24 protein-coding genes and 1 tRNA gene are annotated in these 26972 nt (G+C 66.9%); 7 read left to right on the forward strand and 18 right to left on the reverse strand.

The genetic code is table 11. The annotated features are described in order from the left end of the window. Positions 1-46: 46 nt before the first annotated feature. Positions 47-2203 (reverse strand): polyribonucleotide nucleotidyltransferase, encoded by a 2157-nt coding sequence (gene pnp, locus AOZ53_RS08620; protein WP_054433452.1) that lies wholly within the window; start codon positions 2201-2203, stop codon positions 47-49. A gap of 90 nt (positions 2204-2293) precedes the next feature. Continuing rightward, positions 2294-2563 carry a 30S ribosomal protein S15 gene (gene rpsO / locus AOZ53_RS08625; protein WP_006223612.1) on the reverse strand — a complete coding sequence of 90 codons (270 nt, stop codon included), beginning with the start codon at positions 2561-2563 and terminating at the stop codon, positions 2294-2296. A 318-nt stretch (positions 2564-2881) separates the two neighbouring features. Here rpsO and AOZ53_RS08630 point away from each other — a divergent pair, with 318 nt between their 5' ends. Continuing rightward, the gene (locus AOZ53_RS08630) at positions 2882-3400 is read left to right on the forward strand and encodes a hypothetical protein (RefSeq protein ID WP_054433453.1); all 519 of its coding nucleotides are present in this window, start codon (positions 2882-2884) and stop codon (positions 3398-3400) included. Positions 3401-3463: 63 nt separating this feature from the next. Here the strand turns inward: AOZ53_RS08630 and pssA are convergent, their stop codons facing one another. The 4 genes from pssA to AOZ53_RS08650 form a co-directional block, all read right to left on the reverse strand. Beyond that, positions 3464-4237, reverse strand: a complete 774-nt coding sequence (gene pssA, locus AOZ53_RS08635) for a CDP-diacylglycerol--serine O-phosphatidyltransferase (RefSeq protein WP_006389119.1) — start codon at positions 4235-4237, stop codon at positions 3464-3466. Between the two features lie 235 nt (positions 4238-4472). Then, a complete protein-coding gene (gene ilvC / locus AOZ53_RS08640; protein WP_054433454.1) occupies positions 4473-5489 on the reverse strand; it encodes a ketol-acid reductoisomerase in 1017 nt (338 codons plus the stop codon). Between the two features lie 68 nt (positions 5490-5557). Beyond that, a complete protein-coding gene (ilvN, locus tag AOZ53_RS08645; RefSeq protein ID WP_006217868.1) occupies positions 5558-6049 on the reverse strand; it encodes an acetolactate synthase small subunit in 492 nt (163 codons plus the stop codon). Positions 6050-6059: 10 nt separating this feature from the next. Next, positions 6060-7829: an acetolactate synthase 3 catalytic subunit gene (locus tag AOZ53_RS08650; protein ID WP_255353196.1), complete on the reverse strand. Its 1770-nt coding sequence runs from the start codon at positions 7827-7829 to the stop codon at positions 6060-6062. A gap of 440 nt (positions 7830-8269) precedes the next feature. On the opposite strand from AOZ53_RS08650, the gene AOZ53_RS08655 reads away from it, so the two are divergent. After that, positions 8270-10492, forward strand: a complete 2223-nt coding sequence (locus tag AOZ53_RS08655; protein ID WP_054433455.1) for an FUSC family protein — start codon at positions 8270-8272, stop codon at positions 10490-10492. Positions 10493-10570: 78 nt separating this feature from the next. Here AOZ53_RS08655 and yaaA read toward each other — a convergent pair whose 3' ends face one another. From yaaA to AOZ53_RS08670, 3 genes are all read right to left on the reverse strand, one after another. Next, complete coding sequence (gene yaaA / locus AOZ53_RS08660; RefSeq protein ID WP_054477982.1) at positions 10571-11341, reverse strand: peroxide stress protein YaaA; 771 nt, start codon at positions 11339-11341, stop codon at positions 10571-10573. 16 nt (positions 11342-11357) lie between these two features. Continuing rightward, complete coding sequence (locus AOZ53_RS08665) at positions 11358-12140, reverse strand: 3-hydroxybutyrate dehydrogenase (protein ID WP_049071820.1); 783 nt, start codon at positions 12138-12140, stop codon at positions 11358-11360. A 148-nt stretch (positions 12141-12288) separates the two neighbouring features. Next, entirely contained in the window at positions 12289-13533 is a 1245-nt protein-coding gene (locus AOZ53_RS08670) for a cation:proton antiporter domain-containing protein (RefSeq protein ID WP_054487593.1), read from the reverse strand. Positions 13534-13790: 257 nt separating this feature from the next. Between AOZ53_RS08670 and AOZ53_RS08675 the strand changes: the two genes are divergently transcribed. Further along, positions 13791-13881 (forward strand) — tRNA-Ser (locus tag AOZ53_RS08675). Positions 13882-13959: 78 nt separating this feature from the next. Here the strand turns inward: AOZ53_RS08675 and AOZ53_RS08680 are convergent. The 3 genes from AOZ53_RS08680 to AOZ53_RS08690 all read right to left on the reverse strand — a co-directional run bounded on the left by AOZ53_RS08680 (position 13960) and on the right by AOZ53_RS08690 (position 17092). Then, positions 13960-14940, reverse strand: coding sequence for a Bug family tripartite tricarboxylate transporter substrate binding protein (locus AOZ53_RS08680; protein ID WP_054487594.1), 981 nt, complete (start codon positions 14938-14940; stop codon positions 13960-13962). 102 nt (positions 14941-15042) lie between these two features. After that, on the reverse strand, positions 15043-15951 hold the full coding sequence (locus AOZ53_RS08685) for a dihydrodipicolinate synthase family protein (RefSeq protein WP_054433064.1): 909 nt from the start codon (positions 15949-15951) through the stop codon (positions 15043-15045). A 13-nt stretch (positions 15952-15964) separates the two neighbouring features. Continuing rightward, positions 15965-17092, reverse strand: a complete 1128-nt coding sequence (locus tag AOZ53_RS08690) for a mandelate racemase/muconate lactonizing enzyme family protein (RefSeq protein ID WP_054433092.1) — start codon at positions 17090-17092, stop codon at positions 15965-15967. A 158-nt stretch (positions 17093-17250) separates the two neighbouring features. Between AOZ53_RS08690 and AOZ53_RS08695 the strand changes: the two genes are divergently transcribed. Then, positions 17251-18126, forward strand: coding sequence for a LysR family transcriptional regulator (locus AOZ53_RS08695; protein WP_054433063.1), 876 nt, complete (start codon positions 17251-17253; stop codon positions 18124-18126). A gap of 41 nt (positions 18127-18167) precedes the next feature. On the opposite strand, the gene AOZ53_RS08700 is transcribed toward AOZ53_RS08695, so the two are convergent. Together AOZ53_RS08700 and AOZ53_RS08705 are read right to left on the reverse strand one after the other, a co-directional pair. Next, entirely contained in the window at positions 18168-19367 is a 1200-nt protein-coding gene (locus AOZ53_RS08700; protein ID WP_054487596.1) for an amidohydrolase family protein, read from the reverse strand. A gap of 38 nt (positions 19368-19405) precedes the next feature. Next, on the reverse strand, positions 19406-19606 hold the full coding sequence (locus tag AOZ53_RS08705; RefSeq protein WP_054433060.1) for a hypothetical protein: 201 nt from the start codon (positions 19604-19606) through the stop codon (positions 19406-19408). A 190-nt stretch (positions 19607-19796) separates the two neighbouring features. Between AOZ53_RS08705 and AOZ53_RS08710 the strand changes: the two genes are divergently transcribed. Further along, positions 19797-20300, forward strand: a complete 504-nt coding sequence (locus AOZ53_RS08710; protein WP_054487598.1) for an ASCH domain-containing protein — start codon at positions 19797-19799, stop codon at positions 20298-20300. 349 nt (positions 20301-20649) lie between these two features. Beyond that, entirely contained in the window at positions 20650-20988 is a 339-nt protein-coding gene (locus AOZ53_RS08715; protein WP_054433055.1) for a virulence factor, read from the forward strand. Positions 20989-21244: 256 nt separating this feature from the next. Here the strand turns inward: AOZ53_RS08715 and AOZ53_RS33305 are convergent, their stop codons facing one another. The 4 genes from AOZ53_RS33305 to AOZ53_RS08730 form a co-directional block, all read right to left on the reverse strand. Then, complete coding sequence (locus tag AOZ53_RS33305; protein WP_082380555.1) at positions 21245-21493, reverse strand: hypothetical protein; 249 nt, start codon at positions 21491-21493, stop codon at positions 21245-21247. Between the two features lie 294 nt (positions 21494-21787). After that, the gene (gene serS, locus AOZ53_RS08720; protein ID WP_054433054.1) at positions 21788-23134 is read right to left on the reverse strand and encodes a serine--tRNA ligase; all 1347 of its coding nucleotides are present in this window, start codon (positions 23132-23134) and stop codon (positions 21788-21790) included. A 42-nt stretch (positions 23135-23176) separates the two neighbouring features. Beyond that, positions 23177-24517, reverse strand: a complete 1341-nt coding sequence (locus AOZ53_RS08725; RefSeq protein ID WP_054433052.1) for a replication-associated recombination protein A — start codon at positions 24515-24517, stop codon at positions 23177-23179. A 135-nt stretch (positions 24518-24652) separates the two neighbouring features. Beyond that, positions 24653-25444: a deaminated glutathione amidase gene (locus tag AOZ53_RS08730; protein WP_082385573.1), complete on the reverse strand. Its 792-nt coding sequence runs from the start codon at positions 25442-25444 to the stop codon at positions 24653-24655. Between the two features lie 230 nt (positions 25445-25674). On the opposite strand from AOZ53_RS08730, the gene AOZ53_RS08735 reads away from it, so the two are divergent. Continuing rightward, positions 25675-26946: an amino acid deaminase gene (locus AOZ53_RS08735; protein WP_054487600.1), complete on the forward strand. Its 1272-nt coding sequence runs from the start codon at positions 25675-25677 to the stop codon at positions 26944-26946. Positions 26947-26972: the final 26 nt, after the last annotated feature.

Genomic DNA, 26972 nt, shown 5'->3' on the forward strand with positions numbered 1-26972 from the left:
AAAACGGCGCCTCGCGGCGCCGTTTTTCAGCAGGGAAAGGCAGGCCTTATTCGGCTTGCGGTTCCGCTTGCGGGGCGGCTTCGGCAGCGGCTTGCTGCTGCTCGATGCCGCCGATCGCCTTGATGGACAGGCGCAGGCGGCCCTTGTCGTCGGCCTCGATGACCTTGACGCGGACTTGCTGGCCAACCTTCAGCACATCGTTGATGTTGGCGATGCGGTAGTTGGCGATTTCCGAGATGTGCAGCAGGCCGTCGCGGCCCGGCAGCACTTGCACGATGGCGCCGAAGTCCAGCAGGCGCAGGACCGAGCCGTCGTAGATCTGGCCCACTTCGACGTCGGCGGTCAGCTCGACGATGCGGCGCTGGGCTTCCTTGGCCTGCGCTTCGTCGACGCTGGCGATCACGATCGTGCCGTCGTCGGAGATGTCGATCTGGGTGCCGGTCTCTTCGGTCAGCGCGCGGATGGTGGCGCCGCCCTTGCCGATCACGTCGCGGATCTTCTCGGGGTTGATCTTGATGGTCAGCATGCGCGGGGCGAAAGCCGACAGCTCGCCGCGCGAACCGTCCAGCGCTTCCTTCATCTTGCCCAGGATGTGCAGGCGGCCTTCGCGGGCTTGCGCCAGCGCCACTTGCATGATTTCCTTGGTGATGCCCTGGATCTTGATGTCCATCTGCAGCGCGGTGACGCCGTTTTCGGTGCCCGCAACCTTGAAGTCCATGTCGCCCAGGTGATCTTCGTCACCCAGGATGTCGGTCAGCACGGCGAACTTGCCGCCGTCCAGGATCAGGCCCATGGCCACGCCGGCCACGTGATCCTTGACCGGCACGCCGGCGTCCATCATGGCCAGCGAGCCGCCGCAGACCGAAGCCATCGACGACGAGCCGTTGGACTCGGTGATTTCCGACACGATGCGGATGGTGTACTGGAAGTCTTCCGGGGCCGGCAGCAGCGGAATCAGCGAGCGCTTGGCCAGGCGGCCGTGGCCGATTTCGCGGCGCTTGGGCACGCCGATGCGACCGGTTTCGCCGGTGGCGAACGGAGGCATGTTGTAGTGCATCATGAAGCGGTCACGGTACTCGCCCATCAGCGCGTCGATGATCTGCTCGTCCTGCTTGGTGCCCAGCGTGGCCACGACCAGCGCCTGGGTTTCACCACGGGTGAACAGGGCGCTGCCGTGCGCGCGGGGCAGCACGCCCAGACGCACGCTGATCGGACGCACGGTGCGGGTGTCGCGACCGTCGATACGCGGTTCGCCGTTCAGGATCTGGCCGCGGACGATGGCCGATTCCAGCGAGAACATGATGTTGTCGACGGTGACGGCGTCCGGCGCCGGCTCGCCCTTTTCGGCGGCGGCGGCGTTCAGCTTGGCCGACACGTCAGCCGACACTTCGCGCAGCTTGGTGGTGCGGGCCTGCTTTTCACGGATCTGGTAGGCGGCGTTCAGGCCTTCCTGGGCGGCCGCGGTCACGGCGGCGATCAGGGCCTCGTCCTTGGCGGGCGCTTGCCAGTCCCAATCGGGCTTGCCGGCGTCCTTGACCAGTTCGTGGATGGCGTTGATGACGGCCTGCATCTGCTCGTGGCCGTAGACCACGCCGCCCAGCATGATTTCCTCGGACAGCTGGTCGGCTTCCGATTCCACCATCAGCACGGCGTTTTCGGTACCGGCGACCACCAGGTCCAGCTTCGACGACTTCAGCTGCGACGCGGTCGGGTTGATGGCGTACTGGCCATCGATGTAACCCACGCGGGCGGCGCCGATCGGGCCGTTGAAGGGGATGCCGGAGATGGCCAGGGCGGCCGACGCGCCGATCATGGCGGCGATGTCCGGATCGATTTCGGGGTTGACCGACAGCGTGTGGATGACCACCTGGACTTCGTTGTAGAAGTCTTCGGGGAACAGCGGACGCAGGGGACGGTCGATCAGGCGCGAGGTCAGCGTTTCCTTCTCGGACGGCTTGCCTTCACGCTTGAAGAAGCCACCGGGGATGCGGCCCGCGGCGTAGGTCTTCTCGATGTAGTCGACGGTCAGGGGGAAGAACGTCTGGCCGGGCTTGGCCTTCTTGGAGGCCACGACAGTGGCCAGGACGACGGTGTCCTCGATCGACACCACAACGGCGCCGGAGGCCTGGCGAGCGATTTCGCCAGTTTCCAGGACGACCGTGTGCTGGCCGTACTGGAACGATTTTGTCACTTTATTGAACATGACGATTATTCCTTACAAATGAAAAACCGTGGCCGTCGCGACATGCGTCGCACCGACCACGGTTGCGTCATGGGGAGCCAGCCCCGTCGATCACTTGCGCAGACCGAGTTTTTCGATCAGTGCGCGGTACGAATCGGGATTGCGGCCCTTGAGATAGTCGAGCAGCTTGCGGCGACGGCTGACCATACGCAGCAGACCGCGGCGCGAGTGATGGTCCTTCATGTGTTCTTTGAAGTGACCGGTCAGCTCGTTGATACGGGCGGTGAGCAGAGCCACCTGAACTTCGGGGGAGCCGGTATCGCCTTGAGCGCGTTGGAACTGCGCAACGATATCGGATTTCTTGATGTCAGCTACGGACATTGATGACCTCTTCGGACATGCGACAGGGCCGAGGCGCCCTGACGTGGTTTGGAAAAAAATCGCTGCCGGCGGTAAGCGTTGTTGCGTTCTCACTGCTGCTTCGAGACTGCCCTGGCAATGCCGGAAAACAAGGCTGAAAGCCCCATTTCATTCCGATCCAGTCCAGCCCCGTTGCCGGCGCAAAGCATCGTGCAAAATCAATACACTTGATAAAGCCTGCTGATTATAGCCGATTCGCTAGAATTACCCCAGTGACACCACCGACCCGCCGCCGGATGTCGCGCCACCGCCTCGGCGGCAGGCCACAGGAGCAACAACATGTCAAATTATTACAAACTTGCCCGCACCACCCTGGCCGCCGCGGCCCTCGCCAGCCTGGCCGCCTGCGCCAACCTGGCCCAGGTTGCGCCCGGCACGCCCCTGGCCGACGTCCAGGCCCAGTTCGGCCGCCCCAACTTCGAATGCCCGCAAGCCAACGGCGGCCGCCGCGTGATCTGGACGCAACAACCCATGGGCCAATACGCCTGGGGCGCCAATGTCGGCGCCGACGGCCGGGTCGACCGCGTCCTGCCGCTGCTGACCGATGCCCACTTCAAGGTGCTGGAGCAAGGCCAATGGAGCCCCGAGCGCGTGCGCTGCGAGTTCGGCCCCCCGGCCCGCATCGACCAGGCCGGCCTGGGCGAGAAGCGCGAGGTCATCTGGTCGTACCGCTACAAGGAGAACAGCGTCTGGAATTCACTGATGTATGTCTACATGGGACGCGACGGCACCGGGGTGACCCACTTCCACCCTGGTCCGGACCCGATGTACGACGACGACCGCTTCATGTGGCGCTGATCCTTCCCGGGCCGCCCAAGAAAAAACCCGCCGGAAGGCGGGTTTTTTCTTGGCAGCGCCGGATCAGGACGACTGGCCACGCCGTTCCTGCTGCAGCCGGCGGGCGCGGTTCCAGCGCCAGGCCCAGATGACCCAGCCCGAAAAGCCGTACAGCACGAACAGGCCGAACAGCACCACCGGGGGATCGCTGGAGACGAACACGAACACCGCCACCACCAGCAGGATGCCCCAGAACGGCACGCTGCGGCCCAGGGCGAAGCTCTTGCCGCTGAAGAACGGGGCGTTGGACACCATGGTGATGCCGGCGTACATGGTCAGCGTGAACGCGACCCAGGCCATCACACTGTCGTGGATCGGCAGCTTGTTGTCGACCGCCAGCCACACGAAGCCGGCCACCAGCGCCGCCGCGGCCGGGCTCGGCAGGCCCTGGAAGTAGCGCTTGTCGACCACCGCGATATTGGTATTGAAGCGAGCCAGGCGCAGCGCGGCCCCGGCCACGTAGACGAACGCCGCGAGCCAGCCCCAGCGGCCCAGGTCGTTCAGGATCCATTCGTACATCACCAGCGCCGGCGCCACGCCGAACGAGGTCATGTCGGACAGCGAGTCGTATTGCTCGCCGAAGGCCGATTGGGTGTTGGTCAGGCGGGCCACCCGGCCGTCCATGCCGTCCAGCACCATGGCCACGAAAATGGCGATGGCGGCGACCTCGAAGCGGTTGTTCATGGCCTGCACCACGGCATAGAACCCCGCGAACAACGCCGCGGTGGTGAATGCGTTGGGCAGCAGGTAGATGCTTCGGTGGCGGTTCTCGGAATCGCGCATGGAAAAATTGGGCATGGTCTCAATTACTTACGACAGACATTGAAAGGTTAACTCATCTGGCCCCACAACGGGCCGCAGCAAGGGGCATGCCCGCCGCGATCCGGCCCCGCCGGCGCGAAAAGCCCGCCCGCGCCCCGGCGGCGCGCCCGCCTTCGCGCACTTTCTGCGCAAATAAAAACGGCATGCCCTCGCGAGGCATGCCGCTTTCGGCCGGTGCGCGCGGGGCGCAAGCCCCGCGCGGAAACCGGAATCAGTTCTTGGACTTGTCCACCAGCTTGTTAGCGGCGATCCAGGGCATCATGGCGCGCAGCTTGCCACCCACCACTTCGATCTGCGATTCCGCGTTGATGCGGCGGCGCGAGGTCAGCGTCGGGGCGCCGGCGGCGTTTTCCAGGATGAACTTCTTGGCGTATTCGCCGGTCTGGATATCCGTCAGGCACTGGCGCATGGCCTTGCGGGTTTCGTCGGTGACGATCTTCGGGCCGGTTTCGTACTCGCCGAACTCGGCGTTGTTCGAGATCGAGTAATTCATGTTGGCGATGCCGCCTTCATAGATCAGGTCGACGATCAGCTTCAGTTCGTGCAGGCACTCGAAGTACGCCATTTCGGGCGCGTAGCCGGCTTCCACCAGCGTGTCGAAACCGGCCTTGATCAGTTCGACGGTACCGCCGCACAGCACGGCCTGTTCGCCGAACAGGTCGGTTTCGGTTTCTTCACGGAAGTTGGTTTCGATGATGCCGGCACGGCCGCCGCCGTTGGCGCTGGCGTACGACAGGGCCACGTCGCGCGCGGCGCCCGACTTGTCCTGGTACACGGCCACCAGGTGGGGCACGCCGCCACCCTGCTTGTAGGTGTTGCGCACCGTGTGGCCGGGGGCCTTCGGGGCGATCATGATGACGTCGATGTCTTCACGCGGCACGACCTGGCCGTAGTGGACGTTGAAGCCGTGGGCGAAGGCCAGGGCGGCGCCCGCCTTGATGTTGGCGTGCACTTCCTTGTTGTAGACCGAGGCGATGTTCTCGTCGGGCAGCAGCATCATGACGATGTCGGCCGACTTGACGGCGTCCGCCACTTCCTTGACTTCCAGGCCGGCGTTGGCGGCCTTGTTCCACGAGGCGCCGCCCTTGCGCAGGCCGACGATGACCTTCACGCCCGACTCATGCAGGTTCTGCGCGTGCGCGTGGCCTTGCGAGCCATAGCCGATGATGGCAACGGTCTTGCCTTTGATGAGGGAGAGATCGCAGTCTTTGTCGTAGAAAACTTTCATGGGGTGCTCCAGATATCTTGGATATTCGTTGGTTCGTATGTAGGGTGCGGCTTGGCCTGGAAGGCCGGTCAAATCTTCAGAATCCGTTCACCGCGGCCGATGCCGGACACGCCGGTGCGCACGGTTTCAAGGATGGCACTGCGGTCCAGGGCTTCCAGGAAGGCCTGTACTTTTTCCTGCACCCCGGTCAATTCGATGGTGTAGGACTTGTCGGTCACATCGATGATGCGCCCGCGGAAGATGTCCGCCATGCGCTTCATTTCCTCGCGTTCCTTGCCGACCGCGCGCACCTTCACGAGCATCAGCTCGCGCTCGATGTGCGCGCCTTCGGTCAGGTCCACGACCTTGACCACGTCCACCAGGCGGTTCAGGTGCTTGGTGATCTGCTCGATGACTTCATCCGAGCCGGTCGTGACGATGGTCATGCGCGACAGCGTGGCGTCCTCGGTGGGCGCCACGGTCAGGGTCTCGATGTTGTAGCCCCGCGCCGAGAACAGGCCGACCACGCGCGACAGCGCGCCGGGCTCGTTTTCGAGGAGGACGGAAATCACGTGCTTCATGGTGGCCTCCTTACAGGTCTTCAGAGCCGAGCAGCATTTCGGTCAGCCCGCGGCCGGCCTTGACCATCGGCCACACGTTTTCGGTGCGGTCGGTGATGAAGTCCAGGAAGACCAGGCGCTCCTTGTGCTTCTTGAACGCTTCGCGCAGCGCCGGCTCGACGTCGGCCGGGCGCTCGATGCGCAGGCCCACGTGGCCGTAGGCCTCGGCCACCTTGACGAAGTCGGGCAGCGAATCCATGTACGACTCGGAGTAGCGCGAGCCGTAGTCGATCTGCTGCCACTGCCGGACCATGCCCAGGAAGCGGTTGTTCAGGCAGACGATCTTGGGCGTCAGGCGGTACTGGGCGCAGGTCGACAGTTCCTGGATGTTCATCTGGATCGAGGCCTCGCCGGTGATCACGGCGATGTCATGACCCGGATTGGCCATCTGCACGCCCATGGCGTAGGGCAGGCCCACCCCCATGGTGCCCAGGCCGCCGGAGTTGATCCAGCGGCGCGGCTTGTCGAACTTGTAGTACTGCGCCGCCCACATCTGGTGCTGGCCCACGTCGGAGGTGACGAAGGCGTCGCCGCCGGTCACTTCCCAGAGCTTTTCCACCACGTACTGCGGCTTGATGACCTCGTCCGAATTGGCGAACTTGAGGCATTCCTTGCCGCGCCAGGTCTCGACCTGCTCCCACCACTTGGCGATGGAAGCCGGCTTGTGCTCGGCGGCGGCGGCCTCGTACTGCGCGCTCAGGTCGGCCAGCACATCCTTGACGTTGCCGACGATCGGGACGTCCACGCGCACGCGCTTGGAGATCGACGACGGGTCGATATCGATATGGATGATCTTGCGGGCGTTCTGGGCGAAGTGCTTGGGATTGCCGATCACGCGGTCGTCGAAACGGGCGCCGATGGCCAGCAGCACGTCGCAGTGCTGCATCGCCATGTTGGCCTCGTAGGTGCCGTGCATGCCGGGCATGCCGACGAACTGGCCGCTGCTGGCGGGGAAGCCGCCCAGGCCCATCAGGGTGCTGGTGCAGGGAGCGCCCAGTTGCGACACGAGCTTGTTCAGCTCGGGCGCGGCGTTCGACAGGATGACCCCGCCGCCGGTGTAGATCATCGGCCGCTCGGCGGCCAGCAGCATCTGCACGGCTTTCTTGATCTGCCCCTGGTGGCCCTTGTTGACGGGCGCGTAGGAACGCATCGAGATCTCGCCCTTGGGCGGGGTGTACTTGCACTGCGCGACGGTGATGTCCTTGGGGATGTCCACCAGCACCGGGCCGGGACGGCCGGTGCGCGCGATGTAGAACGCGCGGCGCATGGTTTCGGCCAGGTCCTTGACGTCACGCACCAGGAAGTTGTGCTTGACGCAGGGACGGGTGATGCCGACGGTGTCGCATTCCTGGAAGGCGTCCTCGCCAATGGCCGCAGTGGGCACCTGCCCGCTGATGATGACCATGGGGATGGAGTCCATGTAGGCGGTGGCGATGCCGGTGACGGCATTGGTCACGCCCGGACCGCTGGTCACGATGCAGACGCCGACCTTCTGCGACGAGCGCGAGTAGGCATCGGCCGCGTGCACGGCGGCTTGCTCGTGACGAACCAGGATATGCTGGAATTTGTCCTGCTTGAAAATCGCGTCGTAGATGTAGAGCACCGCGCCGCCAGGGTAGCCGAAAACGTGTTCCACGCCTTCATCGGCCAGGCAGCGCACGACGATATCGGCGCCATTCATTTCCATGTTGTCTTTCCTTTCAAAACCGGCCCTGCAACCCTGACTGCTGCGCGCCCGGATACGGCGGCAACTGAACCCATACCGGCTACGGCAACATGATCCGGCGCTTAGCGGCTCACGGAGCCACGCCACCCGGACACCCTGCCGACCCGGCACACGCTCGACAGAACGCAGTGCTAACGCCCCTGGGGGACGCTGGAGGTCGAAATGGAAGCCTTGGCAACACACGCTTGTGGCGCGGCCAACGGCAAATGTATCTGCTGCAGGATGGCTGGGAGGTGACCCTGGCCATCCGCCTCATCGCACCGGTTTCGGATAGGCAGACCGGCGCAAGTGGAGCAATTTACCGCGTTGCGTCAAAGCTAGCAAATCGAGGTTTCGCGGACGTTGCACGGAAGTCGCGCCGGCCACTGCGGGAAAGTCTGGTAACCATCCGACCCCTAAAACGCCGCCAGCCTCTCTATACTTGACGCGTCACCCGGAACCGAGCCCCGCCGCCCATGGATCTGCGCATTGCCAGCATTCGCCGCTTCCTCTACAGCCACTACTTCTTCGGAGGGGTGCGCCAGGGGGTCGGCATGCTGTTGCCGGTGCTGGTGCTGGGCGGACTGTTCGGCCACTACACCACCGGCCTGGTCGCCACCTTCGGCGCCCAGTGCCTGGCCATCATCGACCAGCCCGGCGGCCCGCAGCGGCATCGCACCAACGAGATGCTGGGCGGCGCGGCGCTGGGCACGCTGACCGTCATCATCACCGGCCTGGCCTCGACCCATCCCGTGCTGATCTGGCTGGTGGTCATCGCGCAGTGCTTCGTCTATTCCATGTTCACGGTGTTCGGCAAGCGCGGCGGCCTGATCGGCTTTGCCGGCCTGCTGCTGATGACGCTGACCATGCATTCGCCGCTCGAGGCCCACGAGGTGCTGGCGCACGCCGCCGCGACCCTGGGCGGGGCGCTGTTCTACGTGGCCTTCAGCCTGGGGTTCTCGCGCCTGTTCTGGCTGCGCGAGGAGCAGCAGGCGATGTCGGTGGCGTTGTTCGCCACCGCCGATTATGTCGCCGCGCGCGCCGCGTTCTACGACGAGACCGCCGACCTGGACGAGGCCTACCGCAACCTGATCCAGCGCCAGTCGATCATGACCGAGAAGCACCAGGCCGCGCGCGACATGGTGCTGCGCGCCCTGCCCCGCGGCAAGGGCCTGGGCGACCGCCGCCGCGTGATGATCTGGAACATGTTCGTCGACATGCTGCAACTGCTCGACACGCTGGTGGCCACCCACACCGACTACGCCGCGCTGCGGCGCGCGCTGGCCGGCAACGACTGCCTGATGTTCATGCGCGACGCGCTGGTGAAGATGTCGCTGGAGCTGAACCGCATCGCGCTGGACGTGTCGCGCGGCCGCAAGGTGCAGTACCGCAGCAGCGCCAAGGCCGAGCTGCGCGCCATCGAATACGAGATCGAACAGCTCAAGCAGCAGGGCCTGGGCGAGCGCGAGCCGGAAATGCTGGCGCTGATCGTGCAGGTGCTGCGGCGGCTGCGCAACTCGGCCCGCATCGTCGACCGGCTGGCCGACCACACCGCCGCCTCGCCCCACGCCCAGCCCACCGACGTGCTGCGCATCAACAAGTCGCTGACGCGCTTCATCTCGCGCCAGGAATTCCGGGTCGGCCTGCTGACCAGCAACCTGCGGCTGGATTCGCCGCATTTCCGCTATGCGCTGCGCGTGACGGCCGCCGCCGCCATCGCCATGACGCTGGCCAGCCGCTGGCTGTCGCCGGCGTTCTCGGCGCACAACTACTGGATCATGCTGACCATCGTCATCATCATGAAGCCGGGCTTCGCGCTGACCCGCCAGCGCAACGGCTGGCGCCTGATGGGCACGCTGATCGGCTGCATCTGCGCGCTGCTGCTGTTCAACGTCACCGACAAGCCCGCCATCCTGTTCGCGGTGCTGATGGGCGCCTGCATCATGGGCAACAGCATGGTGCAGCTGAACTACATGGCCAGCGCCATCTTCAACACGCTGTTCGTGGTGCTGGTGTTCCACTTCGTCTCGCCCGGCACGGTGTCGATGTCGGTGATCGGCGAACGCGCCATCGACACGCTGATCGGCTGCGCGCTGGCGCTGGTGTGCAGCTACATCCTGCCGTGGTGGGAGGCGCGCTACCTCAAGCCGCTGGCGGCGGCCGCCACCCGCGCCAACCGGGAATACCTGATGGCCGGCATGCGCTACGTGGAAGCGATGCAGACGCATGGCGCGCCGGTGGGCGCGGCCGCCGACGCGACGCCCGCGGTCACCGACGCCGACCTGGCCTGGCGCCTGGCGCGCAAGAACGTGCACATCGCCTTCAGCAATTTCGCCGAGGCCTTCTACCGCATGATGAGCGAGCCCAAGTCGCACCAGGTCAGCGTGCCAGAACTGAACAACCTGCTGATCCAGAACCACGTGCTGGCCTCGCAGATCACCGCCGCCATTCCCATCCTGGCCGCCCTGCCGGCCACGCCCGAGGCGGTGCAGCGGGCGCTGGCCGGCATGGTCGACCTGCTGGACGAGAACCGCGCGCAGGCGCCCGCCGACCTGCCCACCCAGTTCGACACCGAAGGCGAACAGGCGGCGCTGGTCTATCCGGTCAAGCAGATGCTCAAGGCCACCCACATGATCCGCCAGGAGCTGCACGCGCTGGCCGATCCGCAGCACGCACCGCCGGTGGCGGCGCCGGCCTGACGCATCCACGCACGCTTCCAGCACAAAAAAAGCCGGCCCCGATCAGGGGCCGGCTTTTACCTGGCGCGTCCGGATCGCTCAGAGCTTGCGGCGGAACACCAGCTTGTTTTCGGTGGAGGCCGAGGCGTCGTACTGATAGCCTTCCAGGTCGAAGCCGTGCAGGCCCTCGGGCTTGGACACCTTGTGCAGGATGGCGTAGCGCGCCATCAGGCCGCGCGCGCGCTTGGCGTGGAAGCTGATGATCTTCCAGGCGCCGTTCTTCCAGTCCTGGAACACGCACTGCACCACGCGCGCCTTGAGCGCCTTCAGGTCGACCGACTTGAAATACTCTTCGGACGCCAGGTTGACGATGACCGGCGCCTTCTGGCCGGCCTGGCGCTCGTTGAGGTAGTCGGCGATGCCGCTGCCCCAGTATTCGTACAGGTTCTTGCCCTTGGGCGTTTCCAGGCGCGTGCCCATTTCCAGGCGGTACGGCTGCATCAGGTCGAGCGGCCGCAGCACGCCATACAGGCCGCTGAGGATGGCCACGTGTTCCTGGGCCCAGTCCAGCTGCCTGGCCGACAGCGTCGAGGCCTCCAGGCCTTCATACACGTCGCCATTGAAGGCCAGCACGGCCTGGCGCGAATTGGCCTGCGTGAAGGTGCGTTTCCAGTGGCCGTAGCGCTGCACGTTGAGCTCGGACAGGGCCGGGCTCAGGCTCATCAGTTCGGCGATGTCGTCCGCGGTCTTGGTCTTCAGGACCTTGATCAGGCCGGCGGCCTGGTCCACGAACAGCGGCTGGGTGTGCGTCTCGACGTGCACCGGCGAGTCGTAGTCCAGCTTCTTGGCGGGGGAAAGCAGAAACAGCATTCGGAGATTCCTTTGATCAGCGCGCCGTCCAGCCGCCATCGACGGAGACGGTCGTGCCGGTGATTTGCGCGGCGGCATCGGAGGCCAGGAAGACGGCCGTGCCGCCCAGTTGTTCGGGCGTGACGAATTGCAGCGACGGCTGCTTTTCGCTGAGCAGTTCGCGCGCGGCGGTTTCCTGGTCGACGCCGTTCTTTTCGGCCAGCGCCGAGATCTGCTTTTCGACCAGCGGAGTGCGCACCCAGCCCGGGCAGATGGCGTTGGCGGTGATGCCCTGGCCGGCGGTTTCCAGCGCGGTCACCTTGGTGAAGCCCACCACGCCGTGCTTGGCGGCGACGTAGGCCGATTTGTTGGCCGAGGCCACCAGGCCGTGCGCCGAGGCGATGTTGATGATGCGGCCGAAGCCCTGCTTCTTCATGTGCGGCAGCGCGGCGGCGGTGCCATGGAACACGGCCGACAGGTTCAGCGCCAGGATGGCGTCCCATTTTTCGGTGGGAAAGTCCTCGATCAGCGCGGTGTGCTGGATGCCGGCGTTGTTGACCAGGATGTCGATGCGGCCCATCTGGCGCACCGCGTTGTCGACCAGGCCGCGCACGGCCTCGCCCTTGGACAGGTCGGCGCCGTCGTACAGCACCTTGACGCCATGCTGGGCGGCCAGGCCGGCGCGCACCTTTTCGATCTCGGCGGCGTCGCCGAAGCCGTTCAGGACGATATCGGCGCCCTGCGCGGCCAGCGCGGTGGCGATACCCAGGCCGATCCCGCTGGTGGAACCGGTGACGACTGCGACTTTTCCTTTGAGCATAGATGTTCTCCTGTGGCGGGGCGCGGAAGGCGGGCGGCGGCCGGAACGCGCCGGCCGGCGCCGTGGGCGAAACACGGGCTGAAAAACAGCGTCAAGTGTAGCTGCCCGGCAAGGCGCCCATCATGCCATGCCCCCACGCGGCGCGGGGTCAAGGATGCGGCGACGGGGAATCCGGCGGCTCCGCCTGGCGCGGCGGCGGCGCGGAATCCGACCGGTCCTGCGCCGTCTCGGCGGGCGGCGGCGCCGGCAGGTCCGCCATGCCCCCCAGGCGCTCCGGCACGCGCTCGAGCAGCTTGATCAGGATCGGCACCACGCCCATCGACACCGCCACCACCACCGCCAGCACGTCGCGCTGGTCCAGGTCCATCAGGCGGTTGCTCCAGGCCTCGTTGAAGATGGCGAAGCTGAATTCGCCGCCCTGCGCCAGCACCATGGCGAACAGCAGGCGGTGATAGCGCGGCAGGCCCAGGAACCGCGCGAAGCCGTACAGCACCAGCGCCTTGACCAGCAGCAGCGCCGTCACGCCCGCCAGGATGAAGGCCCAGTGATCCGCCACCACGTGCAGGTTCACGGACATGCCGATCGCGACGAAGAACAGGCCCAGCAGCAGCCCCTTGAACGGCTCGATGGCGTTTTCCAGTTCGTCGCGATAGCGCGACTCGGCCATCAGCACCCCCACCAGGAAGCCGCCCAGGCCCGCCGACAGGCCGGCGTAGTTGAACAGCTGGGCGGCGCCGATCACCATCAGCAGCGCCGCCGCGGTGAACAATTCCTTCAACTGCGCCTTGGCCGCCCAGCCCAGCAGCCGCAGCCGGTAGGCCACCGCCACCACCGCCACCGCCACCAGCGCCTCCTTGAACGACGGCTCCGACGCCTGGCCGCTGCCCAGCAGCCCGGCCGCCACCAGCATCGGGATCGCCGCCATGTCCTGGAACAGCAGCACCCCCAGCGCCGAGCGCCCCATCGGCGTGCGCGTCAGGCCGCGCTCTTCCAGCAGCCGCATGGCCACCGCGGTGGACGACAGGGCCAGCGACAGCCCGCACAGCACCGCCGCCTGCCAGCCCATGCCGGCCAGATGGCGCAGCGCGGCGCCGAACACCAGCCCCAGCAGCAGCCCGCAGGCCAGCATCTGCGACGCCCCCAGCGTGAACACCTCGTGGCGCATGGCCCACAGGCGCCGCGGCGCCAGCTCCAGGCCGATGATGAACAGCATCATCACCACGCCCCACTGCGACACATTGACCATGTCGCCCACGTCGGTCACCAGCTTCAGGCACGACGGCCCCACCAGCACGCCGGCCAGCAGGTAGCCCGGGATCGCGCCCAGCCCCAGCCGCTGGGTCAGCGGCACGCACAGGACGGCGGCAAGCAACAGGATGAGGATCAGATTCATCGGCGCGAGGCGTGCGGATCGAGACAGTCCGATTCTGCGCAAAGATTGCCCAACGGGAAAGCCGGGGAAACCGTCTGAAGCGCCCGACATCGAAAGGCTTTACACAAAAGTTTTTTTTGCTGTAGAATTGCGGGCTTCGCTGCTCCGACAACGCAGATTCTTCCGACCAGGAATCTGATCGTGGGAAACCAGGAACCGCTGATGGGCTCGCCCCTGATACCGGTCACTGGAATTTCACCGTTGCGGAACCCAGCCACGGAGAGGTGGCAGAGTGGTCGAATGTACCTGACTCGAAATCAGGCGTACGGTATCCCCGTACCGTGGGTTCGAATCCCACCCTCTCCGCCAGTATTCAAAAAAGGCCAATCCCTCGGGATTGGCCTTTTTCTTTGCACGCTTGCCGCGGTATTTTCCCCTAATCCCGCCCTACCCCTCGGCCACGATCTTCGCGTCCTGGATGGTCTTGGCGTACTTGCGCTGCTCGTCGCGCATGAAGTCGGCGAAGCGCTGCACGCTGCCGCCGCCGTCTTCCGCGCCAACCTGCGCCAGCTTTTCCTGCACGTCGGCCATGGCCAGGACGCGGTCGATGTCCTGGTTCATGCGCGCGATCATGTCGGCGGGCATTTTGGCCGGACCCACCATGCCGAACCAGATGCTGGCCTCGAACCCGGGGTAGCCCTGCTCGGCCACCGTCGGCACGTCGGGCTGGCTCTTGGAACGCTGCTGCAGCGTCTGCGCCAGCGCCAGCACCTTGCCGGACTGGATCAAAGGCGTGGCCGTGGTCATGCCCTCGAAGCAATACTGCACGTGGCCGCCCAGCAGATCGTTCATCAGCGGCGCCGAGCCCTTGTAGGGCACGTGCAGCACGTCGATGCCGGCGCGGGCCTTGAAAATCTCCAGCGCCAGGTGCTGCGCCGACCCGCTGCCGGCCGAACCGAAGATGATCTTGCCGGGTTGCGCACGGCACAGCGCCACCAGCTCGGGCAGCGTCTTGGCCGGCTGCGCCGCGCCGCCGATCAGCAGCGTCGGCGTCTTGCCCACCAGCGCGATCGGCGAGAAATCGCGCTCGGCCGAATAGGCCAGTCTGGGCTGCAGGCCGGGCGCGATGCCGTGGCTGTTGACATGCGCCATCAGCAGCGTGTTGCCATCGGGCGGCTGGCGCGCCACCTGCTCGGCGGCGATGATGCCGGCCGCGCCGGCGCGGTTCTCGACGATCACCGGGATGCCCCACATCACGCCCAGCTTCTGGCCCAGCAGGCGCGCCAGCACATCGGTGCCGCCGCCCGCCGGAAATCCCACCACGATCTTGACCGGCCCCGGCGGCAGCGGTTGCTGCGCCCTGGCCGATGGCAGGACGAGCGCCGCCCCCAGCGCCGCGGCGCCGGTAATGAATTCCCTACGTTGCATGGTTGTCTCCTCGCGCGCCGGGTCCATGCCCGGCGACTGTTGGTAAGCCTTGCCCGCCGCGGCCGGCTGGGCCGCGGCGTCCTGCGGGTCCTGCTGACGCGGTCAGGCCGCGGGCGCCGCCAGCCGCTGGGCCAGTTGCGCCGACTGCGCGGCGTCCAGCTCCACCAGCGGCGGCCGGACCGTGGCCCAGACCGGATCGTTGCGCCGCTGCGCGATCGCGGCTTTCATGGCCGGGATCATCGGGTACGACTGGAAGATGGCGCGGGTCTCGTTCAGGGCGCGCTGCCGGTCCTCGGCGCCGGCCTCGCGCCACGACCGGTACAGCGCGACGATCGGGCCGGCATTGACGTTGCCGGTGGCGGTGATGCAGCCCGCGCCTCCCGCCCGCATGGTTTCCAGCAACACCGTTTCGGTGCCGGCGAACACGTCGAAGCCGCGCGGCTGGAAGTCGCGCAGCATGGCCTGGGTGTTGGCCCAGTCGCCGGAACTGTCCTTGATGCCGGCGACGATGCCGGGAAATTCGCCCAGCAAGCGGTCGATCAGGCCCAGGCTGATCGGCACGCCCGACACCGGCGGGATGTGATACAGGTAGATGCGCAGGCGCTCGTCGGCGACCCGCTCGATCACGTGGGCGAAGGCGCGGAACAGGCCCTCGTCGCTGACGCCCTTGTAGTAGAACGGCGGCAGCATGAGCACCCCGCCGCAGCCGGCGCCGACCGCGTGGCGGGTCAGCTCCACCGCGTCGGGCAGCGCGCAGGCGCCGGTGCCGGGCATCATGCGCGCGGCCGGCAGGCCGGCATCCAGCAAGGCATCCAGCAGATGGCGCTTTTCCGCCACGCTGAGCGAATTGGCCTCGGAGTTGGTGCCGAAGATCGCCAGCCCCGCGCCCTGTTCCAGCAGCGCGCGGCAATGCCCGACGAAGCGCGGCGCGCTGGGCGACAGATCCGCGTTGAAGGGCGTGAGGACCGGGGAATAGACGCCTTGCGGCCGGCCCGCGGCTCGTGTGCTCATGAAGACTCTCCTGTCAGCGGCCGATACGGGTCCACTTGCCGTAGCGTTCGACCATGCGTTCATCGAAACCGAATCCCAACCCCGGCTCCTGGTGCAGCACCACGCGACCCTGCTTGTGGGTCAGTTGGCGGTCCACCAGCTTGCGGAAATTCAGGACCTGATCGTCCCAGAAAAATTCAACATAACGCGCATTGGGCGTGGCGGCCACCAGCGGCGCGTGCACGTCGTGGAACCAGTGCGGGCACACCACCACGCCGTAGCTCGCCGCGGTCGCCGCGATGCGCTTCCATTCGGTGATGCCGCCGCACACCGCCGCGTCGGTCTGCAGGATGCCGGCCGCGCCCTTGTCCAGCAGCTCCTTGTGATACCAGCGGCCGTAGCCGATCTCGGCGGTGGCGATAGGCAGGTGCGTCAGGCGCGCCAGCTTGGCGTGGCTGTCGATGTCGTCGGGGCCGAACGGCTCTTCGATGAAGTACGGCTCGTACTGCTCGAAGCGGCGGATGTACTGCATGGCCTGGGTCACGTCCTGCCAGGCGTTGTTGCAGTCCATCATCAGCTCGACGTCCGGCCCGACGGCCTCGCGCGCCGCCTTCAGCCGCGCCTCTTCCTCGCGCGGCGACAGGCGCCCGGTCTTCATCTTGACGGCGCCAAAGCCCTTGGCGACATAGCTGGCCATTTCCTCGCCCAGGTGCTGCGGCGTCTTGCCGTCCAGGTAGTAGCCGCCGCTGGCGTAGGCCGGCACCGACTCCAGCTCGACCGCGCCGAGGAACTTGTGCAGCGGCAGCCCCGCGGTCTTGGCGTTCAGGTCCCACAGCGCGATGTCGAGCGCGCTGAGCGCGCGCATCACCGTGCCCTGGCGCCCCTGCAGCAGGGCTTCCTGGTACATGGCCTGCCACAACCCTTCGACCGCGTGCGAGTCCTTGCCCAGCAGCACCGGCGCCAGCAGGCTCTGCACGGCGGCCTCGAAGATCGCGCCGCCGGCGCTGCCGACATAGCAGAAGCCGATGCCTTCGACGCCATCGGCGCTGCGGACCTTGACCAGTCCGTAATGGCGGGTGGAGACGGTGCGGTTCGAAAACGAGGTGACCTTGTCCAAGGGCACCGCGGCGGCGCAAACGTCGATGGATTCAATGATGGGCACGGCTGGCTCCTGATAACGGGAATAGTGCGGGTTGCGTTGCCGGCGCGCCTTGCGCCGGCGCAACGCTCAAGCGCATTCTTGCCGCCCCCAAAGAAACAAACAATTATCTTGATCCATATTTAGAATATGGAAAAAACATCTTCTCGGGGCGCCAGACGATGGATTCGAGATTCCTGCAGACCTATGTGCACGTGGTGGAGCTGGGCTCGATCGCGCAGGCCGCGCGCCACCAGGGGCTGACGCCGGCCACCGTGCAGCAGCGCCTGCGCGCGCTGGAAGCGGACATGGGCAGCGCGCTGATCGCGCGCTCGGGCCGCACGGTCAAGCCGACCGCGGCCGGCACCCGCATCCTGGAACGCGCCCGCAACGTGCTGCGCGATCTGCGCGACCTGCGCTCGGCGGCCACCGAGTCCGACCTGCCGGCCGGCCCCTTGCGCCTGGGCGCCACGCCCACGGCGCTGACCGGCATCATGCCGCCGGTGCTGCGCACCTGGGCGGCGCGCCATCCCCACATCGAGATCTATATCGAGCCGGCGCCCACCACCCTGCTCTACAGCAAGGTGCTGGCCGGCGAACTGGACGGCGCGCTGCTGGTGCACCCGCTGTTCGCGCTGCCCAAGTCCTGCGTCTGGCGCGACCTGCGGCGCGAGCCGCTGGTGCTGGTGACGCCTGCCGACATGGTGGTGCCCGACCCGCTGGCGGTGATCGCGCGCGAGCCCTATATCCGCTACGACCGCAGCGTAGTGGGCGGCCGCATGGCCGACGACTACCTGCGCGCCCGCGACCTGCGGCCGCACGTGCGCTTCGAGCTGGACGGCATCGACTCGATCGCCAAGCTGGTGTCGGAGGGATTGGGCGTGGCGCTGCTGCCGGATTGGGCCACCACGGGCGCTTCCGCCCCCGTCAGGCGCTGGCCGCTGCCGGGCCCCTGTCCGGCGCGCAGCGTCGGCGCGATCTGGCCGCGCTCGGGCGTGCGCTCGGAATTGATGCGGGTGTTCGTGGAGATGGCGGAACGCCAGGCGGCGGAGCGCTGACCGGCCCGCGCGGCATGCATGCGGCCAGGGGCCGCCGCGCCTTATGCCGCCAGGTCGGCCCTCAGTTGGCCGTTGCGCGCCACCACCTTGCCGCCAGAGATCACCAGGCGACGCGGCGCGCGCTGCGCCACGGCTTCGGCCACGCCGCTGGCCGCCACCAGCACCAGGTCGGCGCGGGCGCCAGGCGCCAGCCCGTAGTCCGCGAAGCCACAGGCGCGCGCCGCGGCGGCGCTGACGCAGTCGAAGGCCCAGCCGATCTCGTCATCGCGGCGCAGGTCGTTGCGCAGGCCGATCATCATGGCGCGCGCCAGCATGTCGGGGCTGCCGTAGGGCGTCCAGGTGTCGCGGATGCCGTCGTTGCCGCCGAACAGCGTCACGCCGGCCTCGCGACAGGCGCGCAGCGCCGGCACCGGACGCGACGGCGGCGCCGTGGTCAGCAGCGCCACATCCAGCGCGGCCAGGCGCTTGAGCAGGCCGTCCAGCCGCTTGGCGTCGACGCCGCCCAGACAGAAGGCGTGGCTGACGACCACGCGGCCGCGCATGTCCAGCGCCTGCACGCGGTCCAGGATCAGGTCGAGCGAGAAGGCGCCCAGGTCGCCCGGCTCGTGCAGGTGGATATCGAGGGGTTTGCCATGCTTTTCCGCCAGCCCGAACAGCACGTCCAGCGATTGCGCCGGGTCGCGGTCGATGGCACAGGGGTCCAGTCCGCCCAGCACGTCGGCGCCCGCGGCCAGGCCCGCATCCAGCAAGGCGGCGGTGCCGGGCCGGATCAGCAGGCCCGACTGCGGAAACGCCACGGTCTGGATCTCGACCAGGCCAGCCAGGGCTTCGCGGGTGGCGTGCACGCCGTCCAGATGGCGCAGGCCGGCGTCGGTGTCGACATCGACGTGGCTGCGGATGCGGGTGGCGCCCTCGCGCAGGAAGGCCAGCGCCAGCGCGCGCGCATGGCTGGCCGCGTCATGGCCGCTGGCGGCGCGCCAGGCCCGTTCGTTGTCGATGCGGTCGGTCAGCGCCGGCCCCACCTGGTTCACGTACCACGGCGAATCCCAGGTGGTCTTGTCCAGATGGGTGTGGCCTTCCACCAGGCCGGGCAGCAACAGCGCGCCGCCGCCCTGCTCGCGCGCCACATCGGGCGGCGCCTGCAGGTTGGGGCCGATGCCGGCGATACGGCCGCCAGAAATCAGCACGTCGACCGCCGCGCCATCGGGCAGGCGAACGTTGTTTAACAGCATGTCGGTCATGGAGGTATCCGGCGCCGCCGGCACGCGGCGGCGTCCGTTCAGCCTTGCTGGGGCGGTTCGATCCAGAAGAAGCGCTGGCCCTGGCGGATCATGTCCGCCACGCCTTCGGCGCCCAGGCGATAGTCGGTGCCCATCAACGTGGCGCCACCGTCGTCGTGGATATGGATGACGGCCAGCGGGTCATTGGCCATGGTGTACCAGTAGTAACCGGGCTTGAGATCGTGCAGGTCAGTATTCATGCGTCGAGTATACAAACATCCTTGCGACGTATTCAAAAAGACACACAAGTAACCCTTTGCCTGACATGGCGCCAGCGACGCGTCATACTGTTCCATGCGAGGCTTCCGGAGCCCGCCATGTTGGCACGCGTCGACTCGGCCGCAGAACCTTGGGTATGCAAGCGTCGATCGCGAGGGGAACAACACAGGTATGAAAAGGCAGGCACTCCAATTCAGCGAGCCGCTCAAGCAAGCCATCCTGGATGGCTCCAAAGTGCAGACCCGCCGCATCGTCAAGCCGCAGCCCTCCAAACCGACGACCGCCTGGTACGCCGACGCTGCGGACTCTGGCAAATGGGTCGCCATGGGTCCGGTCCGGGAAGGATCGAGCGAAATGCGCAAGACCTCTCCCTGGGTCAGTTGCCCCTATGGTAAATCCGGAGACAGCATCACCCTCGAAGACGAGTCCGGCAAGCCTTTTGCCAACGCGGTCATCGTCGGCGTGCGCATCCAGCGCCTGCAAAAGCTGTCGGACGCCGACGCGCGCGCCGAAGGCACACAAGCGCTTTATCACGCCTCGGCGCTGTTGCCAGGCGTGCCCTTGCAAACAGCGTTTGCCTTGACCTGGTGCGAGCGCTACGGCGCGCACGCCTGGGCCGCCAATCCGTGGGTCTGGGTGGTCGAATTCCGCTGTCAGCAACCGGACGAAAACTAGGTAGCGTCGACGCTGGACAGCCCGCAGGCGGCGTGGCTGGCGCATTGGCCGCCTGGCGCAGGCGTACCGGTGTTGCCTGCAGGGAACTTGGCGGCGGCGATGGTGAGCAGCTGTAACCTGGCCGCCGTACTTCACCGCATTCCACCTTATTTCAGTCGATTTCAGCCGAGGGTTTACCAGAGTGGAATCCGCCTGCCGCGCCGCAGCATGCGGGCCCGCAACGCATCCGCAACCGTTGCGGATTGTCGCTATTGAGGGACGGTCATTTACCCACGCCGATCCGAAAAGACCGAAAATAGCCTCAACGGAATACTCAACTTTGCTGCATAACGCAGTAGGCAGGTGCAACATGAAAAAATGGCTAATCGCTGGGGCCGGTGTCGCCGGCCTGCTGATCTCCAGCGTCGCGTTGGCCCGCGTCGACGTCGGCATCTCGATCGGCGTCCCCGGGGTCGTGTACCCGGCGCCGGTCTATGCGGCGCCCGCGCCCGTCTACGTGGCGCCGGCGCCCGTCTATGCGCCCCCGCCCCCGGTCTACTACCGCCCGGCGCCCGTGTACGTCGCGCCCCCGGTGGTGTACCCGGCGCCGGTCTACATCCGCGGCGGCGGCTACTGGGGCCACCATGGCGGCTACTGGCGCGGCCCCGGCCCGGGCTACTACCACGGCCGCGGCGGCTGGCACCGCTGATCGCTCCGCGCCGGGCCAGTCATGCCGGCGCCCTGAAAAACAAAGGCCACTCCTTCGAGTGGCCTTTTTTTTCTGCGGCGTAATTTCCGGTACGCCGCGGAAAGCGGGTCAGGCCGCGGGGACCTGAACGGATTTGCCAGCCACGACGGCCGGCGGTTGTTGCGGCGCCGGGGCGGGCTTGCCCGCGGCCCAACGCGACGATTCCTGAACGAGGTCAATCCAGCGGCGCGGGGCGCTGGAGGCCCGCCACCAGCCATTATGCGGACGCATGAGCAAACTCCGGTTCACCGTTGAAACGAACACCATTGATTTCTTCAAACAACTGCCGACTCTCCTGCTCGGCTTCGTGCAAGCTCGCGAACGGCGCCTGTCCCGGCACGGTCCAGCATTTTTCCGGTGCGGTTCCGCCTACGCGGCGGGTCCATATCTGCACCCGAAAGCCCTGCTCGTCATCCTGAGCCACAGAGCATCTCACACGAAAATCTCCAATCATTCTTGAAGTCATGGACAACTCCTTGTTATATAAGTGAATGATGCGTGTCGAACGCAGGTGTATTGTGCCGAACTATCCGGCCCTTTTATTGAAAATACACAATTGCTCACATCAAAAGCAAGCACTCAGGTCGTGAAGATAATCTCTCGAGACGACAGAATTATGTCTCGATCATAAATAAGGCGGATTATCCCGCCATCCGCCTTGCGGCCGACTTGCGTTATCAGCAAGCAGCGTGCCGCCCTCGCGGCGGCAATGAAAAACGGAGCCCGAGGGCTCCGTTTTTCATTGCGCGCGGTATCGGCGTCAGGGCTTCAATACCGTCAGGCCGCCCATGTAGGGCTGCAGCGCCTCCGGCACCAGGATGCTGCCGTCGGCCTGCTGGTGGTTTTCCAGCACGGCCACCAGCGCGCGGCCCACGGCCAGGCCGGAACCGTTCAGCGTGTGCACGTATTCCGGCTTGCCCTGGGCATTGCGGAAACGCGCCTGCATGCGGCGGGCCTGGAAGGTCTCGCAGTTGGACACCGACGAAATCTCGCGCCAGGTGTTCTGCGCCGGCAGCCAGACTTCCAGGTCGTAGGTCTTGGCCGAACCGAAGCCCATGTCGCCGGTGCACAGCAACACCACGCGGTACGGCAGCCCCAGCAGCTGCAGGACGCGCTCGGCGTGGCCGACCATGTCTTCCAGCGCCTCGTAGGACTGGTCGGGCTGCGTGATCTGCACCATTTCGACCTTGTCGAACTGGTGCTGGCGGATCATGCCGCGCGTGTCGCGGCCGCCGCTGCCGGCTTCGGAACGGAAGCACGGCGTGTGGGCGGTGAGCTTGAGCGGCAGGTCGGCGGCGGCCTGGATGGTGTCGCGGGCCACGCTGGTCAGCGTGATTTCCGAGGTGGAGATCAGGTACTGGTCTTCGCGCACGAACGGCTTGCCGTGTTCGTCGACCTTGGGATCGTCGTCGCCGCCGCCCTTGGACACGGCGAACATGTCGTCCTTGAACTTGGGCAGCTGGCCGGTGCCGTAGAGCGTCGAGGCGTTGACGATGTACGGGGTGTAGCACTCGGTGTAGCCGTGCGTGCCGGTCTGCAGGTCAAGCATGAACTGCGACAGCGCGCGGTGCAGGCGCGCGATCGGGCCGCGCATGAACGAGAAGCGCGCGCCCGACAGCTTGGCGGCCATGTCGAAGTCCAGGCCCAGCGGTTCGCCCAGGGCGACGTGGTCGCGCGCCTCGAACGGCAGCGCCGGCGGGTTGCCGTCGGCGCCGGCCGCGGCGGGCAGCCAGCGGCGCACTTCGACGTTGTCGTCGGCGGATTCGCCCAGCGGCACGCTGGCGTGCGGCAGGTTCGGCACCGACATGAGCAGCTCGTTGAGCGGCTGCTGCAGGGCGGCCAGCGCTTCTTCCAGCTGCTTCAGGCGCTCGGGCACGGCCTGCGATTCGGCCATGACGGCGCTGGCGTCCTCGCCCTTGGCCTTGAGCTGACCGATCTGCTTGGCCAGCGCGTTGCGGCGGGCTTGCAGGGATTCGGTTTCGGTCTGGACCGCCTTGCGGCGAGACTCCAGCTCGTTGAACCGTTCCGTGTCGAAGGACACGCCACGGCTCTTGAGGCGGTCTACGACGGTTTGCAGGTCTTTGCGCAGCAGTATCGGGTCTAGCATGGTGATGTCGGTGAGATTGCGGGAAGCAACGGGCGTGGCCCGTTACCGTTTCTTGGCACGTTCTTCCGCGTCCAGCTCGCGCAGAAATGCCAACTTCTGCTGGATTTTAGCCTCCAGGCCGCGATCGGTCGGCCGGTAGAAGGAAGGCTTGAGCCCATCGGGGAAATATTGCTCGCCCGCGGCGTAGCCATGCGGCTCGTCGTGGGCATAGCGATAGGCCTTGCCATGGCCCAATTGTTTCATCAACTTGGTGGGCGCGTTGCGCAGGTGGATCGGCACCGGCGCGCTGCCGTGTTCGGCGGCGAATTTGCGCGCCTGGTTGTAGGCGTTGTAGACGGCGTTGGACTTGGCCGCGCAGGCCATGTAGACCACCGCCTGCGCCAGCGCCAGCTCGCCCTCGGGCGACCCCAGCCGTTCGTAGATGTCGGCGCCATTGACCGCCAGGTCGGTGGCGCGCGGGTCGGCCAGGCCGATATCCTCGACCGCCATGCGCACCAGCCGGCGCGACAGGTACTTGGGATCGGCGCCGCCGTCGATCATGCGGCAGAACCAGTACAGCGCGGCGTCGGGATTGGAGCCGCGCACCGACTTGTGCAGCGCGCTGATCTGGTCGTAGAAGGCGTCGCCGCCCTTGTCGAAGCGCCGCAGGTTCTGCGACAGCGAGATCTCCAGCCAGGCCGCGTCCACCGTGTCGCGGCCGGCGGCCTGGGCCGATTCGGCCACCACCTCGACCGCGCTGATCAGGCGGCGCGCGTCGCCGTCGGCCCAGGCCGCCAGCTGCTCGCGCGCGTCGGCGTCGATGAGGATGCGGGCGCCTTCGTCGTGGCCTTCGTTGAACGCGGTGATGGCGCGGTCGACCAGTTGCTGCAGCTCTTCAGGCGTGAGCGACTGCAGCACGTAGACGCGGGCGCGCGACAGCAGCGCCGAATTGACCTCGAACGAAGGGTTCTCGGTGGTCGCGCCGATGAAGGTAAACAGCCCGCTTTCGACGTAGGGCAGGAACGCGTCCTGCTGCGCCTTGTTGAAGCGGTGCACCTCGTCGACGAACAGGATGGTGCGGCGGCCCTGGCCCTGCGCCACCTGCGCCACCGTGACCGCGTCGCGGATGTCCTTGACGCCGCCCAGCACGGCGGAAATGGCGATGAACTGGGCGTCGAAGCCGTCGGCCATGAGGCGCGCCAGCGTGGTCTTGCCCACGCCCGGCGGGCCCCAGAAGATCATGGAGTGCGGACGGCCCGACTCGAACGCCACGCGCAGCGGCTTGTCCGGCCCCAGCAGGTGCGACTGGCCGACGACGTCGGCCAGCGTGCGCGGACGCAGGCGCTCGGCCAGGGGCACGTAGGGCCGATGGGCGGGATCGGCCGCGAAGAGATCGTTGCTCATTGGCAGCAGATGAGGGAAGACGGCAAGAAAATCAAGCCAGTATTACAACATGTCCGGCCGCCCCGCGCCCCCGTCGACCGGACCGGAAGCCGACGCGGGCGGCCCTGCCCGCCGCCCCCTCGGAAAACCCGCGCCTCAGGCCAGTTCCGGCGTGGAAAAACGGCGGTTGGCCAGCACCGGCAGCACCTTGCGGGCATGCGCGAGGCGCTCGGGATCGATGTCGGCGAACACCAGCGCCGGGGCCTCGCCAGCCTGGGCGGTGACCACGCCCAGCGGATCCACCACCATGCTGCAGCCGATATTGCGTTCGCCGCACTCGCCGGTGGCGGCGACATAGCAGGTGTTTTCCAGCGCGCGCGCCGTCACCAGCACTTCCCAGTGTTTTTCCTTCAACGGACCGCGCACCCAGGCCGCCGGCAGCGCCAGCAGGTCGGCGCCGTCCAGCGCCAGGCGCCGGGCCAGCTCGGGGAAACGCACGTCGTAGCAGGTCATCAGGCCGACCTTCAGGCCGCCGATCTCCAGCAGCGGCGGAATGTCGTTGCCGGGCGTGACGTTGGTGGATTCCTTCATGGTGAAGGCGTCGTACAGGTGCAGCTTGCGGTACTGCGACACGATGCGGCCGTCCTGCAGCGTGACCAGGGTGTTCCAGACCCGGCCGTCGCCGGTCGGCACGTGCACGCACATCATGGTGGCCAGCGACGAGCCGCGGCTGGCTTCGAGCAGGCGCGTCATGAAGGGGCCGTCCAGCGGCTGGGCGGCCTTCAGCACGATCTGCGGGTCGGTGATGTCGCGCGCCAGGATGCCCTCGGGCAGCACCAGCAGGCCGGCGCCGCCCTCGCGGGCGCGCGCCATGAGATCGACGCAGACCTGGGCGTTTTCTTCCCAGACGCGGCTGACGGCGAACTGGCCCAAAGCGACTTTCAGCATGACTCTTCCTTGTGTGGGGCGGCAAACAGGCAGCGCCGCGGATTTCCTATTGTCGCGCCAATGGCCGCGAGAGGGCAGCGGCCTGCCGGATCGCCTGGCGGTCGACGGCCGCCGACCGCCACGGCAAGCGCCGACTACGGGTAACTCCCAACTCCCGCTTGTAAATTTCTTTCACGATAATGAAAAAAAACGGATTTGACGTAAATATTTTCCAGCCACGAGCGCCCGCCATGCCCCAATCCTCGATCACCGCAGCCCCCCTGGACGTCAACGGCAAGGGCCTGGGCGCGTTTCCCGCCTCCTGTACCAACGCCGACGTGGCGGCGCTGAACTGGAACCTGCTGGCCGAGGACGTCAGCCTGCCGGTGGCGGTGCTGTACGAGGCCCGCGTGCGCCACAACCTGCAATGGATGCAGCGCTTCATGGAGGCGTACCGCGTCAAGCTGGCGCCGCACGGCAAGACCACCATGAGCCCGGCGCTGTTCCAGCGCCAGATCGACAACGGCGCCTGGGGCATCACCCTGGCCACGGCGCCGCAGGTGGTGGCGGCCTACAACCACGGCATCCGCCGGGTGCTGATGGCCAACCAGCTGGTCGGCCGCGCCAACATGGCGCTGATCGCCAACCTGCTGCGCGATCCGGCATTCACCTATTTCTGCATCGTCGACTCGGCCGCCAACGCCGCCCAGCTGGGCCGCTATTTCGGCGAACAGGGCCTGGTGCTGCCGGTGCTGATCGAACTGGGCCCGACCGGCGGCCGCACCGGCGTGCGCGACGACGCGCAATTGCAGGCCGTGGTCGAGGAAATCGGCCGCTGGCCCGGCCTGGCGCTGGCCGGCATCGAAGTCTACGAAGGCGTGCTGCAGGAAGAAAGCGCGATCCGCGCCTTCCTGCGCCGCGCCACCGACGCGCTGCGCGGCCTGGCGACCGCCGGCCGCCTGCGCAAGCACGGCCCCGCCCTGATCTCCGGCGCCGGTTCGGCCTGGTTCGACGTGGTGGCCGAGGAATTCTCGCAACTGGACATCGGCGCGCCGCTGGAAATCGTGCTGCGTCCGGGCTGTTACCTGTCGCACGACGTCGGCGTCTACCGCTCGGCCGCCGAGCGCATCAACGCCCACAACCCGGTGGCCCACAAGATGGAGCCGGGCCTGCAGCCCGCGCTGCAGGTCTGGGCCTACGTGCAGTCGCTGCCGGAGCCGGGCCGCGCCATCGTGGCCCTGGGCAAGCGCGACGCCGCCTTCGATGCGGGCCTGCCGACGCCGTCGCTGCGCCATCGCCCCGGCCAGGACGGCGCTCCCGGCGCCGCGCCGGCGCACTGGAAACTCACCGCCATGATGGACCAGCACGCCTTCATGCAGATCGACGACGCGGACGACATCCAGGTCGGCGACATGATCGCTTTCGACATCTCCCACCCCTGCCTGACGTTCGACAAGTGGCGCCAGGTGCTGCTGGTGGACGAGCAGTACCGCGTCATCGACGTGGCCGACACCTTCTTCTGACCGCCGCACCCGCGCGCCCCGCGCGC

The organism is Achromobacter sp. 2789STDY5608621 (genome assembly GCF_001299375.1).
Lineage (GTDB): Bacteria > Pseudomonadota > Gammaproteobacteria > Burkholderiales > Burkholderiaceae_B > Achromobacter > Achromobacter insuavis.